Below are 12,564 nucleotides of genomic sequence, written 5' to 3'. Positions count from 1 at the left end.
CTGCATGGACTGCCGTTCGTTGGGTTTCTTTTGTTCCGCTTGTGGCGCTGAATGCCGGTGTCGAAGGGCCGAGCCGGTTCCAGCCTCACAGGCCACCAGAGCCGCAAATCAGCACTTCGGCGGTTTACGGCGGCAAGCTCTCTGAGAGCTCGAAAATGACCGCACGGCGCCTGACGGGATCGCTAACCTGTTCGGCAATCGGGATGGCCGCTGTGACGTCACCGGACCTTGCCGTTGCTACGGCAAGGGCGCGAAGAAGCGATTGGTGAATGTTCGGATCGGTCTCGTCCTTCAGAAAGGTCTGGACCTCACGGGTCTCTTCGAGCCGGCCATGCTCGGCATCCCAAAATGCGATATTCAAGAGGCTGAACGGCCTGTAGCGTTGCGGCGTGGAGTTGGCGATGTCGGCCGCCATCCTGGGATTATCGAGCCGCAACAGCATCACGATGAGTCTTTGATAGCCCGCATTGCGGTTGATCTCGACCCAATTGGACGGCTTGTCCGACACCGCGGGCAATTCCTTCAGCGCGGCCTTGACACCGTCGGTATCGCCGCGCGCCGCTCGCAATATAATCCGATCGAAACGAAGCTCCATGTCGGTGTGGTCCTGAACCACACCGGGCGCTCGCTGCTCCACGACGGATTGCGCTTTGTCGTAGAAGCGCGCGGCCATCTTCTGGTCGCCGCGCTTGGCGTAGGCCACTCCCAGCGCTTCCAGCGTGTCCGCGTCGGGCGCGCCGGCCGGATAAAGGGCGCTGAAGGCCAGGGCCTGCTCGATCTTGCCTTGCTCGGCCAGCATCGTCACGGCCGTTTTGAAGACGTGTCGCGGATCGGCCACCATTGGCCTGCCGAAGACGGGGATGTCGTCCAGCTTGTCGGCTTTGATGAGCGCTCTGATCACCTCACTCAGAGCGTTATTGCGCCACCCTGCATCCAGATCCGATATCAGATCTAGCGCTTCCTGGACCTGGTCGGCTGCGATCAGCCCCGTCGCCGCCACCGCGAAGTACTGCCATCGCGACGCCGGCTGCGAGGCGGGCTGGCTCATGAGCTGCCGCTTCGCCTCGTCAATATCCGCGGCCGTCAAATATTGGGGATGGCTCCGGTAGTTGGTCAGAGCAAGGACATCAAGACGTTCCTTGCCGACAAGCGGCCCTTGATCGCCGCGCAGGGCCTCTTCGAGCAGGCAGGTTCGTGTCGGCTTGCTTTGGCAGCTGGCCCAGTCCGCTCTTGCCGTCGATCCCCAGGTAATCCAGCCGACAATGGCTGCGGCCGCCGCGAAGTAAATGCAATCCACTCTCACAGTCGATTTCCCCAACCCTGGTCTCACGAACGTGCGCAACCGGAAGAGCGTACTGGGTGCATGATCGCGAGATAGCACGTAAGGCGAGAAAAGCGCAACATGGCGCTGAACCGGAAATCGGCCACTTTGTTGTCCTGCGCTAGTCGCCAGACGAAGAAAACTCAATCCTCGAAAGAGTCAGGTGCTCCATGGATGAACATAGCGACGGTCGCGCAGGCGCTCGGCAGGCCGGGTTTGCCGGTGTCACACGCAAGGTTCTCGAACGTCTGCCATTGCCCGGCCGTCAGCAGGAGCTCATGGTCGTCGAGGTCACCTATCCGCCCGGCGGCACAGCTCCGCTTCACCGGCATCCCGTGGCCGGCGCGATCTACATCGTCGAAGGTGTTGCCGAATCCGCCTATGGCAGCGACGAGCCGCGCCAATACCGGGCGGGCGAGACCTTGCAGGATCGGGCGGATGTTCCGCACACCCTGTTTCGCAATTGCGACCCGGACCGTCCGCTCCGCTTCCTGACCATCTACGCGCTCGAACCCGGGCGCTCCTACACGATGGAGCCGTGAGGTTGCTGCGCTCTCACCGCTGGATACGATAGATCACGGCGTCGTTGCCGTAGCGGTTCGTGCTCCGCTCGAGCAGGTAATTCGATTTCTCCAGCACGCGGCGGGATGCGCCATTGTCGACACGGACGATGCCGATGAGCGAGGGTAGCGCGAGCTGTGACAGCCCGATGCGCGTCATCGCGCTCGCGATCTCGCTGGCAAATCCCAGTCCCCAGACACTGCGCGTGAACGCGTAGGCAATCTCGATCTCGTCCACGTCATCCACGAGGATGTGCCTGATGCCCGCCCGTCCGGCGAACGCACCGTCCTTCGTTCGCAGCGCCCAGAGGCCGAAACCGTGGTGGTCCCAATGGGCCATGTTGACGTCGAGATAGGTCTTCGTCACCTCCGCCGAGCGAACGCCACCGAGATAACGCGACACCTCGGCATCGAGATGCAGCGCAACGAGGTCTTCGAGATGAATTTCGTTCAGCCTTTCGGCGGTCAATCTGTTTGAGCTGAAGTGGTCCATGAACTGGATCGTTGCCCTGCTTTGATCGCGTTGTCGCCGGTTATCTCTTCCGGTTTGTGTTCAAGGCCGCGTTCCTGCTGCCGGTGACGCGGCGCACGTGCACTGACACCTCCTTCGGCGGCTTCAGGAAGCGCGACAGCATGGTTCGCAGATGGGCCAGGCTTTGCTCGACGTCCAATGACGGCGTGCGGATCGGCATCGCACGCGCGCCGTCGATGATGGCGAGCAGAATGTTGGCGGTAGCAGCCGGGTCCAGCTCCGGATCGATCTGCCCCTGGCGCTGCGCCATACCGATAAAATCGACCAGAAGATTCCGCGATACGCTGGCGTGTTTCTCGACGATCCCGGCGAATTGCGGATTTCGGGCGGCCTCCGCCAGTGCATCGAGACTGAGGACCTGAGCCGTGCGATGCCGCAGGCTGCCGCGTTCGAGATAGTCGATCAGGGCCTCGATGAAGTCAGGCGCGGCCGATATCTTGCCGAACTCTTCCGTCGCGCGCGCGAGGCCGATATCGACCATCGCCTCGACGATCGCCTCCTTGCTCGGAAAGTAGTGATACAGATGCCCGGGACTGATCTTCGCCGCGGCACAGATGTCCGTCGTGCTCGCCCCGTGAAAACCGTCCTTGATGAAGCAACGAAACGCCGCGTCGAGGATGTCCTGGCGCTTCTGTTCGTGTTTGACGGGGTCCACTTTTCGCACGATCGGCGTCTCCAATTCTGACAAGCGCTTACCACAATTTGACCGCGGCTACGCCAAAAATAGAGAGGTAACTCTATTATTCTTGACAAGTCGCCCGGACCGATTATTAGAGAGATAAGTCTAATAATCGTCGCGAGTTCCTGTGGTGCGTATCTCTTCGCGTTTGTGCTGGGCGGACGTGGCCACGATGGCGACGCTGACGCTCGCGGGCTGCGCGACAGCTCCGCTGGATCGCGCGGGTTCACTTCGAAGCTATGACCGCCTGTCGGAGGCCGATGGCCTGATCACCAAGGCGCAGATCCGGGCGAGCAAGAAGGACCTGCTCGCTGCAAAGACCGTTCGGATCGCGCCCGCCACGTTTCCGGCGCGGGCCGGGGTGCCTCTCAACGAGAAGGAGCGGGCCTTGGTCGCGAATGCGATCAGCCGCGAGCTGTGTCTCAGGCTGAGCGAGAAATTTCGCATCGTCACGAGCGACGACGATGCCGACCTGACGATTCAAGCCACGGTGACGCATGCCACGCCGACCGGTGAGACGGCAGCGGGCGCCTCGAAGGCCGCCGCGGTTGCAAAGACCGTGGCGTTGCCCGGCGTGCCCGTTCCGGTGCCGCGACTGCCGGTCGGGCTGGGCAGCCTTTCCGTCGAGGCCGAGGCACGAGACTTCGCCGGCTTCCAGAAGGCGGCGATGGTCTGGGCGCGTGGCGCCAATTCGATCACCAATTCGCCGCGCATCGCCAACGAGGGCGACGCCTACGACCTTGCATCGGATTTCGGCGCGGATTTCTCCAAGCTCATGCTGACGGGTGAGTCTCCTTTCGGAGGACTGCCTGCATTGCCTCCGGTCGAGAGCGTGGGGCCACGTTTCGGCGGCGCGCCCAAATACGTCGCCTGTGAGCAATTCGGCAGATTTCCCGGTGTGACCGGTTTCGTCGGCCAGCAGCTCGGCATGCCGCCGTCGTGGACGGACTCCGGCGCGAAGCCCTCGCCGACACCAATTAACGAAGGACAAACGGCCTCACGATGAAGCGCTTTCTTCTGACCATCCTGCTCGCGACGCTCGGGCGCATCCTCACCACGCTCATCGTCTTGTCGATGGCGTCACTTTTTTCCCGCTGACGGGCGCTGGACATGAGCATGGGAAACGATCCCCGACGTCCTCTCTTCGTGGCCGATGCCGCCTGGCATCGCGCGCAACTGCCTGCGAGTCACGAGAGCGGCAAGGCAGAGGCGGTATTCGATACCGATTTCTGGATTTGGATTGCGCTGGCGTTCCTGCCGACAATCCTGGGCTGCCTGTATCTGCTTTTCTTTGCCGAGGTTTGACGTCACCGCACATCAGGTAGCGTAATCGTGCGTATCGAGTTCTGCGCCTTGTTGGCGCGTCATGCCGTCCTGCTCATGCTGTTCGTGCTCGGCGGATGTGCAACGCTTGCCCGGGACGATGTCGCCGACAGCCATGTAGCGCAACGGCAGCCCGGTTCAAGCACCGTGCATGACTATCTTCCAGTCCATGATCTGCCGCCTCAACGTGATGAACCTTTGATCCCCGCGGGGGAGCAGGACAGGATCAAGACGGAATTGACCGCAGCCCAACGTCAGGCGCAGCGCGTCAGCGCCAAACCGAAATAGAAATCCGGAAATAGAGATCCGGATGGCTAGAGCTCTTGCGAAACCCATCATTGCTTCTGAGTGTCTCGAAGCGTGATGGGTTTCGCTTCGCTACTACGAAAATGCGCAGCACCCAGAGGCCGAAACCGTGCTGGTCCCAATGGGCCATGTTGACGTCGAGACAGGTCTTCGTCGCTTCCGCCGAGCGCACGCCACCAATATAGCGTGATACTTCGGTATCGAGATGCAGCGCGACGAGGTCGGCGAGGTGGTTTTGGCGCAGTCGCTCGGCGGTCGGTCTGTCGGCGCTGGAATGATCCATGGAAACAGTTCGTCGCCTGGGAGCCGGTCGCGATCTTGATGATGCCATCGTGCCCCTGGTCTGCCCGGCGGGTCAACCGACGCCCGGCTCGCATCCCGGCGCTCGCATGAAAGTGGCCAAGTGGCAGCTTGATCTGAATCAAGCACGCGGAATCATGGCCACACCACAACGCGACCTCAGGGGTTGCTGGCATGTTGGTGTGTGCGCAATGATTCCGACCTGGTACGTCACCTTCGAAGTGCGACAGCGAGGCATTCTGCCGAGACAACGCAGTCCGCGTGAGACGAAGACCTTCGCGACTGAGCATGAGGCGAAGCTGTTTGCGCGCGCCAAGCGCGATGAGGGACTTTCCGTCTTTGCAGGCACGATCAACCCCCACCTCCCGAAGCGGCTGATCCCGTCCTCCGGCATCAACGCCTGGCTTGCCGACGAACAGGACAGCGCCGCTTCACCCGGCGCTTCAGATGACGACTAAGCACCTTTCCGTGCATAGCGATGGGGCCGGAGTGTTGCCATTTTGGTACGGGCCAGGAATCCCCTCGCGCGTAAACTTCAGATGGTTCGCAGCACTTATGCACGCCAGCCTACATAAGGGCTTGTTTCTAACGAACGAGATTTGAGCAAAGGGGATGAGACGATGAATAAGCTTTCGATCGCGGCGATCGGCTTCGCGGCGCTGAGCATGGCGGCTCCGGCCATGGCGGCCGACATGGCCGTCAAGGCGGCACCACCGCCGGTGCCGGTGGTGGCGGTCTACAACTGGACCGGGTTTTACATCGGCGCCAATGGAGGCTGGGGGCAGAGCCATGGCTGCGTGGATTTTCTGACGCCCACAGGGACATTCGCAAGTGGTTGCGCCGATCGCTCCGGAGGCCTCGTTGGCGGACAGATCGGGTACCGCTGGCAGACCAATCAGTTTGTGCTCGGCCTGGAAGCACAGGGCGATTGGGCCGATATCAAGCACACGCGCGTCACCCTGATCGATCCGTTGATCTCGACCACGGGCAAGACAGATGCCATTGGACTCTTCACGGCCCAGGTCGGTTGGGCCTGGAACGCCTCGCTGTTCTACCTGAAGGGCGGCGCCGCCGTGACGCGCAATCGCTTCGACGTCTTCAACAACGTCACCGGCGTCGGCCTCGCCTCGGCAGGTCACACGCGCTGGGGCGGTGCCCTGGGTGTCGGTTGGGAATATGGATTCACGCCGAACTGGTCGTTCGGTATCGAGTACGACCATCTCTGGATGGGGCGTGACAACAGGACCTTCGCAGCCGGCGTGGTCACCCCCAATGGATCCATCCTCACGGGCAGCGGAGTCAGCCAGGACATCGACATGGTCACGCTTCGGGTGAACTACCGCTTCGGCGGCTACGGTGCGCCGGTCACGGCGCGCTATTGAACCAAAGCCTCTCCAGTGAACTCAGGCCCCGGCATCGACCGGGGCCTTTTTCATGGGGAGTCAAGAAAAACGCGAGGATGCGATCGCGCGCCCTCAATAGCAGGGCGGATAGGGGTAATATCCACAAGCCCGGCGATAGCCATAGGCCCCATAGGCTGCGGCTCCCGCCGCTGCCGCACCGTAATACGCCCGCCGATGGACCCTGCGATTGACACCGGCAACGCTTCCGGGCGTAAGGGGACGCCCGACGCGGGCTTCGGCCGTGTCAGCGGACACGGTCAGCGCATCCACCGGCGAGTAGCGGAACGACAGGGGCGTTGCCGTGAACAGCACGGCAGTTACGAACAGTCCAAGCAGCTTGGCACGTCCAGTCATGTGCTCTCTCCCTTTGCAGGACGACGAGAAAACGTGACATGCCGATGAGGTGGACCATTGACCGAAATCAATGGAGCGCAATTCCGAATGGATCGCGGGGATCCGTTGGTTCCCCCGGGCGACAAGATCACAACATCATTGTTTGCGCGTAAGGCGAGGGGATCTCCCGCGCGGCGTTCTGGGTGACGAACGAGGCGGCTAGCAGCACGATGCCCACGATTGCGGGCACTGCACCGCCGGGCCTCCTGACGCCGAGATAGGCAAGGCCCGCCAGCAGCAGGTGAAACAAGATGCCGGCATAGGCGAGATCGCTGAGCGCGACGCTGGCGCGCAGCAGGATCGCCGCCGGGCCCAGCACTTTCACCACGATCATGCCGGGCACGAGATAGGCGGGATAGCCGAGTTCGGCCAGCGCCTGCCGGACCCAGTCTCCCCTGGTGAGGTACATGTAGGCAGAGGTCAGATACAGCAGGCACAGCAGCGCCGTGCTGATCCAGTAGGTGTAGATTGCAGCCATGAGGTCTCGTTGATCGCCACCGAACGCGGCAATCTCTCCTTCGTCTCGTTGGTTTCGTGTCGATGCGCAGCCTTCGTAGGCGTGCCTGCATCACGCATCGAAAATGCTAAGCAAGACCGGATTGCGCAAGTAGGATGAATAATCCGCGCTAAGTATGGAAAACCAGACCATGGCCGATAAGGCGCTCAACATGCACGAGGAGATGCGGCGCGCCTTCGCGTTGCTCTCGGGCAAGTGGAAGCTCGAGATCATGTGGCTGCTCAACCAGCGGATCTATCGCTTCGGCGAGCTGCGCAAGGCGATCCCCGGCATCACGCAGCACATGCTGACCGCGCAGCTGCGCGAGCTCGAAGCGGACGGCCTGGTGCTGCGCACGGTGTTCGCGGAAGTACCGCTCAGGGTCGAATACGAGATCACCGAAAAGGCGCGGGGGCTCGGCCCGACCATGGAGGCCCTGACGGCGTGGTGGACGAAGTATGGAAAAAGCGTGCCGGCGAAAGCGAGTGGGCGGGGCCGCAAGGCCAGGCGCAATTGACTGGTGCGCGCGGATGCGAACGCAGGTCGATGTTGCCATCATGCCAGTGTTTTGCCCGACGGTGCAACCGGGGCGGTCCGTAGCCCGGATGGAGCGTAAGCGTAATCCGGGTCCGCTGGCGCCTTGGGCAAGAGTCCCGGATTTCGCTGCGCTCCATCCGGGCTACGGACTGGCACATCCGTAAGCCATTGATTTCACAACCCCCCGCCTACTGTGCATGGGGTTGTTTTCGCAGTTTGAGTTTTGAGAGGGGCTAGCCCGCGCCCAGCCCCACCGCGACGTTGTACGTCACGAGGCTCGCCGCATAGGCCAGCACCAGCATGTAGAAGAAGGTTGCCGCCATCCACCCCCAGCTTCCGGTCTCGCGCCGGATCACGGCCAGCGTCGAGGCGCATTGGGGAGCGAAGATGTACCAGGCCAGCATCGACAGCGCGGTGGCGAGCGACCATTTCGTCGCCAGCACCTGGCCGATCTGCTCGGCGGCTTCCTTGCCGCCTTCGATCGCATAGACGGTGCCGAGCGCCGCGACCGCGACCTCGCGGGCGGCCATGCCCGGGATCAGCGCCACCGCGATCTGCCAGTTGAAGCCGACAGGGGCGAGCAGCGGCTCGAGCGCCTTGCCGAGGATCGCAGCGAGGCTGAAGTCGATCGCAGGCTCGGTGCTGCCCGCCGGCGGCTGCGGGAACGAGGCCAGGAACCAGATCAGCACCATCATCGAGAAGATCGTGGTGCCGGCGCGGTAGAGGAACATCTTGGCCCGCGTGTAGATGCCGATCACGATCGATTTCAGCCTGGGCATCTTGTAGTCCGGCAGCTCCAGCATGAACGGCGCCGGTGCATAGTCGCGGATCATGAAGAACTTGATGACGAACGAGACGGCGAGCGCGCTGACGATGCCGGTGGCGTAGAGGCCGAACATCACGAGGCCCTGGAGGTTGATGAAGCCCCAGACGTCCTTCGCAGGGATGAAGGCGGAGATGATCAGCGTGTAGACCGGGATGCGCGCCGAGCAGGTCATCAGCGGCGCGATCAGGATCGTGGTCAGCCGGTCGCGCTTGTTGTCGATCACGCGCGTCGCCATGATGCCGGGAATGGCGCAGGCAAAGCTCGACAACAGCGGGATGAAGGCGCGGCCGTGCAGCCCGGCGCCGCCCATGATGCGGTCCATCAGGAACGCAGCGCGCGCCATGTAGCCGAAATCTTCCAGCAGCAGGATGAACAGGAAGATAAGGATGATCTGCGGCAGGAACACGATGACGCTGCCGACGCCGGAGATCACGCCGTCCTGCAGGAAGCTCTGGAGCAGGCCGTCGGGCAGGCTGGCTTTCACGAGCTCGCCGAGCGCGTCGAAGCCCGACTTGAGCAGGTCCATCGCCGGCTGCGCCCAGGCGAACACCGCCTGGAACATCACGAACAGGATCAGCGCCAGCACGATCAGGCCGCCGACGGGATGCAGCACGACGGCGTCGATCCGCGCGGTCCAGGTGTCGGGCCTGTCAGGCAGGCTGACGCAATCGGCGATGATGCGGTCGGCCTCGCGCTGGGTGGCGCGCAGCTCGGAGACGCTGAGTGCGCGCCAGCTGTTCTCCTGCGGCTCGGCAGCAAGCTTCGCGGAAATCTCGTCGGTCAGCGCCAGCAGGTCGGCCGTGCCGCCCTTGCGCACCGCGATCGAGGTCACCACGGGCACGCCGAGCTCCTTGGCGAGCCGCTCGACATCGACCGTGATGCCGCGGCGGGTGGCGATGTCGAACATGTTCAGAACGAGGATCATCGGTCGCCCGGTGCGCTTCAGCTCCAGCAGCAGGCGGATGGTCAGGCGCAGATTGGTGGAATCGGCGACGCACAGCACGAGATCGGGCACGGTCTCGCCGGAGGCCTTGCCGAGCACGAAGTCGCGGGTGATCTCCTCGTCCGGGCTGCGGCCGCGCAGCGAATAGGTGCCGGGCAGGTCGACTACGGAGACCTGGCGGCCGAGCGGGGTGACGAAGAAGCCTTCCTTGCGCTCGACGGTGACGCCCGGATAGTTCGCGACCTTCTGCCGGCTGCCGGTCAGGGCATTGAACAGCGAGGTCTTGCCGCTGTTGGGCGTGCCGACCAGGGCGAGATGCAGCAGGGGTGCTTCCATGGGATCAAGGGCCTGGGGGCAGTTATCCGGTCGCTGTTCAGGCGACGATGATGGCCATGGCTTCGCGCCGGCGGACCGCGATCGTGATGCTGTCGACCCTGACCGCGATCGGGTCGCGCCCCACCAGCCCCTCGTGCAGGACCTCGACCCGGGCCCCCTCGACGAAGCCGAGCTCGATCAGGCGGCTCTCGAGCTCGATGTCCGAAAGCGCCGAGCCCGTATCCTTGGTGGAAAGGTGCTGAATGACGCCGGTATAGCCGCGCAGGGCCAGACCCAGCGGCATAAGCGGGCGCGTATCATCATGGTCGGTCATGCCCTGTATTTTCAACGCAGGGCATTGAGGTCAAGCGCGCGCAGCGGCCGAAACTGCACCTTAGAGTGATTTTAAAGTGCAGGCGCCCGGGTCGCGTCGGAAAACAGGCCCCCGCGGCTATTGCGCCGGGACCTTGTCCGGCTGGACGGCCATGGCCCGGCTCTTGAAGTAGTCGAGCACGAACAGGCGGATCGCCGAGGACAGATTGCCCTGCTGGCGGTTGCCGTCGATCTCGCCGACGAGCTCGGACAGCGTCATGTTACGCAGACCCGAGATCTCCTTCATGCCGTTCCAGAACGCCTCTTCCAGGCTGACGCTGGTCTTGTGGCCGGCGACGACGATCGACCGTTTCACGACGGGCGACTTCATGGCTGCTCCTCGCGATCGATCCGATGCTGGTCCAGATGTGTCGTCGCCTTGTCCGCGCGCGTCTCCTCCGCTGACCGCTCCGCCTTGGTGCGGCCGAACTTCGCCCGGTTGGCGTCCGCCTGTTTCGCCGACGCTTCCCGTTCGGCGCGTTTCCTGAAACGATTCAGGTTGATGACGTTCCCCATGCCGCGTCTCCATCATTCGATCCTCGGCAGGCAGGATGAAATGTTCAGGGGGCGGCATTGCGCCCCAAAAGACTTGATGTTCATTCGCTTGTCCTCGTCAATCGGCCCTTCGGGCCATCAAACGATGAATTTCGCCCCATCACGGGCGGTGGGGCTGCGTAACACGCCGCCCCGCCGGAACATTGACGGTAATCAAATCCCGCCCCCAAAACTGCATATTTCTGAGCGCCCAGCGTCCGTATCATTACGGATGACTATCGGAATTTGGAAATCTAGCCCGGGCTGGTCATCTTCTCCGGGCGCACCAGGCGGTCGAATTCATCGGCCGAGACGAAACCGAGCCGCAGCGCCTCCTCCTTCAGCGTGGTGCCGTTGGCATGGGCGGTCTTGGCCACCTTGGCGGCGTTGTCGTAGCCGATCTTCGGGGCCAGCGCCGTCACCAGCATCAGCGAGCGCTCCATCAGCTCCCTGATGCGCTTTTCGTCGGCTTGGATGCCGTTGACGCAATGCCCGGTGAAGGAGCGCGCGGCATCCGCCATCAGGCGGATCGAGTGCAGCATGTTGTAGGCCAGCACCGGCTTGTAGACGTTGAGCTCGAAATGGCCCTGGCTGCCGGCGACCGTGATCGCGGTGTGATTGCCGAACACCTGGCAGCACACCATGGTCATCGCCTCGCACTGTGTCGGATTGACCTTGCCGGGCATGATCGAGGAGCCGGGCTCGTTCTCCGGCAGGATCAGCTCGCCCAGCCCCGAGCGCGGGCCCGATCCGAGCAGGCGGATGTCGTTGGCGATCTTGAACAGGCCGGTCGCGACCGAGTTGATGGCGCCGTGCGCCAGCACATAGGCATCGTTCGAGGCCAGCGCCTCGAATTTGTTGGCGGCGCTGGTGAAGGGAAGTTTCGTAATCGCCGCGACATGCTTTGCGAACAGCTTCGCAAAGCGCGGCTTCGAGTTGAGGCCGGTGCCGACCGCGGTGCCGCCCTGCGCCAGCGGATAGAGATCCTTCACCGCGACCTTGAGCCGCGCGATGCCGCTTTCGACCTGCGCGGCATAGCCGGAGAATTCCTGGCCGAGCGTCAGCGGCGTCGCATCCTGGGTATGGGTGCGGCCGATCTTCACGATCTTCGAAAACTCCTTTTCCTTCTTGCGCAGCGCGCGGAGCAGCTCGCCGAGGGCCGGGACGAGATCGGCATTGATGCGGCTTGCGGCCGCGATGTGCATCGCGGTCGGGAAGGAGTCGTTCGACGACTGGCTCATGTTGACGTGATCGTTGGGATGCACCGGCTTCTTGGCGCCGAGCTCGCCGCCGAGCAGCTCATTGGCGCGGTTGGCGATCACCTCGTTGAGGTTCATGTTGCTCTGCGTGCCCGAGCCGGTCTGCCACACAACGAGGGGGAAATGGTCGTCCAGCCTGCCCTCGATCACCTCGCGTGCGGCGCGGATGATGGCATTGGCGCGGCGCTGGTCGAGCAGGCCGAGTTCGAGATTGGACTGTGCGGCCGCGAGCTTGACCATGCCTAGCGCATGCACGAGCGAGATCGGCATGCGGTCGGTGCCGATGCGAAAATTCTGGCGCGACCGCTCGGTCTGCGCCCCCCAATAGCGATCGGCGGGCACTTCGATGGGACCGAAGCTGTCGGTCTCGGTGCGGGTTGCGGGGCGAGCGGTCTTCGAGCGGGAAGCTTTGGCCATGAGCACATCCATTTTGCCGCGCGAAACGCCGCACGGCCTCTTCATGTG

General features: G+C 63.1%; 17 protein-coding genes and 1 pseudogene. 7 read left to right on the top strand and 11 right to left on the bottom strand.

All coding sequences use genetic code 11. The annotated features are described in order from the left end of the window. Positions 1–124: 124 nt before the first annotated feature. Positions 125–1,297, bottom strand: a complete 1,173-nt coding sequence (locus XH79_RS40145) for a hypothetical protein (RefSeq protein WP_212339584.1) — start codon at positions 1,295–1,297, stop codon at positions 125–127. Between the two features lie 194 nt (positions 1,298–1,491). Here XH79_RS40145 and XH79_RS40140 point away from each other — a divergent pair, with 194 nt between their 5' ends. Continuing rightward, positions 1,492–1,863 (top strand): cupin domain-containing protein, encoded by a 372-nt coding sequence (locus XH79_RS40140; RefSeq protein WP_271585269.1) that lies wholly within the window; start codon positions 1,492–1,494, stop codon positions 1,861–1,863. A 13-nt stretch (positions 1,864–1,876) separates the two neighbouring features. Here the strand turns inward: XH79_RS40140 and XH79_RS40135 are convergent, their stop codons facing one another. Continuing rightward, positions 1,877–2,374 carry a GNAT family N-acetyltransferase gene (locus XH79_RS40135; protein WP_271585268.1) on the bottom strand — a complete coding sequence of 166 codons (498 nt, stop codon included), beginning with the start codon at positions 2,372–2,374 and terminating at the stop codon, positions 1,877–1,879. A 40-nt stretch (positions 2,375–2,414) separates the two neighbouring features. After that, positions 2,415–3,092 carry a TetR/AcrR family transcriptional regulator gene (locus XH79_RS40130; RefSeq protein WP_271585267.1) on the bottom strand — a complete coding sequence of 226 codons (678 nt, stop codon included), beginning with the start codon at positions 3,090–3,092 and terminating at the stop codon, positions 2,415–2,417. A 172-nt stretch (positions 3,093–3,264) separates the two neighbouring features. On the opposite strand from XH79_RS40130, the gene XH79_RS40125 reads away from it, so the two are divergent. The 3 genes from XH79_RS40125 to XH79_RS40115 all read left to right on the top strand — a co-directional run bounded on the left by XH79_RS40125 (position 3,265) and on the right by XH79_RS40115 (position 4,703). After that, positions 3,265–4,098: a DUF3313 domain-containing protein gene (locus tag XH79_RS40125; protein ID WP_271585266.1), complete on the top strand. Its 834-nt coding sequence runs from the start codon at positions 3,265–3,267 to the stop codon at positions 4,096–4,098. A 110-nt stretch (positions 4,099–4,208) separates the two neighbouring features. Beyond that, entirely contained in the window at positions 4,209–4,397 is a 189-nt protein-coding gene (locus XH79_RS40120; RefSeq protein ID WP_212339578.1) for a hypothetical protein, read from the top strand. 27 nt (positions 4,398–4,424) lie between these two features. Then, entirely contained in the window at positions 4,425–4,703 is a 279-nt protein-coding gene (locus tag XH79_RS40115) for a hypothetical protein (RefSeq protein ID WP_271585265.1), read from the top strand. A 103-nt stretch (positions 4,704–4,806) separates the two neighbouring features. On the opposite strand, the pseudogene XH79_RS40110 reads toward XH79_RS40115, so the two are convergent. Continuing rightward, positions 4,807–5,004: pseudogene (locus XH79_RS40110) on the bottom strand (GNAT family N-acetyltransferase); the annotation flags it as partial. Between XH79_RS40110 and XH79_RS43380 the strand changes: the two are divergent. Both XH79_RS43380 and XH79_RS40100 read left to right on the top strand, forming a co-directional pair. Then, positions 5,003–5,479 (top strand): hypothetical protein, encoded by a 477-nt coding sequence (locus XH79_RS43380; RefSeq protein ID WP_442870024.1) that lies wholly within the window; start codon positions 5,003–5,005, stop codon positions 5,477–5,479. The pseudogene XH79_RS40110 and the gene XH79_RS43380 sit on opposite strands and share 2 nt — an antisense overlap. Positions 5,480–5,641: 162 nt before the next feature. Then, positions 5,642–6,403 (top strand): outer membrane protein, encoded by a 762-nt coding sequence (locus XH79_RS40100; protein WP_212339575.1) that lies wholly within the window; start codon positions 5,642–5,644, stop codon positions 6,401–6,403. 93 nt (positions 6,404–6,496) lie between these two features. Here the strand turns inward: XH79_RS40100 and XH79_RS40095 are convergent, their stop codons facing one another. Both XH79_RS40095 and XH79_RS40090 read right to left on the bottom strand, forming a co-directional pair. After that, positions 6,497–6,778 (bottom strand): hypothetical protein, encoded by a 282-nt coding sequence (locus XH79_RS40095; RefSeq protein ID WP_271585264.1) that lies wholly within the window; start codon positions 6,776–6,778, stop codon positions 6,497–6,499. Positions 6,779–6,905: 127 nt separating this feature from the next. Further along, entirely contained in the window at positions 6,906–7,295 is a 390-nt protein-coding gene (locus tag XH79_RS40090; RefSeq protein WP_271585263.1) for a DoxX family protein, read from the bottom strand. 154 nt (positions 7,296–7,449) lie between these two features. Here XH79_RS40090 and XH79_RS40085 point away from each other — a divergent pair, with 154 nt between their 5' ends. Next, entirely contained in the window at positions 7,450–7,830 is a 381-nt protein-coding gene (locus XH79_RS40085; RefSeq protein ID WP_271585262.1) for a winged helix-turn-helix transcriptional regulator, read from the top strand. 253 nt (positions 7,831–8,083) lie between these two features. On the opposite strand, the gene feoB is transcribed toward XH79_RS40085, so the two are convergent. From feoB to fumC, 5 genes are all read right to left on the bottom strand, one after another. After that, positions 8,084–9,955 (bottom strand): ferrous iron transporter B, encoded by a 1,872-nt coding sequence (feoB, locus tag XH79_RS40080; protein ID WP_271585261.1) that lies wholly within the window; start codon positions 9,953–9,955, stop codon positions 8,084–8,086. Between the two features lie 37 nt (positions 9,956–9,992). Next, positions 9,993–10,268, bottom strand: a complete 276-nt coding sequence (locus XH79_RS40075; protein WP_212339569.1) for a FeoA family protein — start codon at positions 10,266–10,268, stop codon at positions 9,993–9,995. Between the two features lie 117 nt (positions 10,269–10,385). Continuing rightward, positions 10,386–10,637, bottom strand: a complete 252-nt coding sequence (locus tag XH79_RS40070; RefSeq protein WP_011089261.1) for a ribbon-helix-helix domain-containing protein — start codon at positions 10,635–10,637, stop codon at positions 10,386–10,388. Next, positions 10,634–10,822 carry a DUF4169 family protein gene (locus XH79_RS40065; protein ID WP_212339568.1) on the bottom strand — a complete coding sequence of 63 codons (189 nt, stop codon included), beginning with the start codon at positions 10,820–10,822 and terminating at the stop codon, positions 10,634–10,636. Before XH79_RS40065 ends, XH79_RS40070 begins: the two co-directional genes overlap by 4 nt. A gap of 272 nt (positions 10,823–11,094) precedes the next feature. Beyond that, positions 11,095–12,528: a class II fumarate hydratase gene (fumC, locus tag XH79_RS40060; RefSeq protein ID WP_271585260.1), complete on the bottom strand. Its 1,434-nt coding sequence runs from the start codon at positions 12,526–12,528 to the stop codon at positions 11,095–11,097. Positions 12,529–12,564: the final 36 nt, after the last annotated feature.

It is taken from the genome of Bradyrhizobium sp. CCBAU 45389 (genome assembly GCF_028128625.1).
In the GTDB taxonomy this organism is placed as follows: Bacteria; Pseudomonadota; Alphaproteobacteria; order Rhizobiales; family Xanthobacteraceae; genus Bradyrhizobium; species Bradyrhizobium liaoningense_B.
This window is presented reverse-complemented; position numbering and strand designations above follow the sequence as displayed.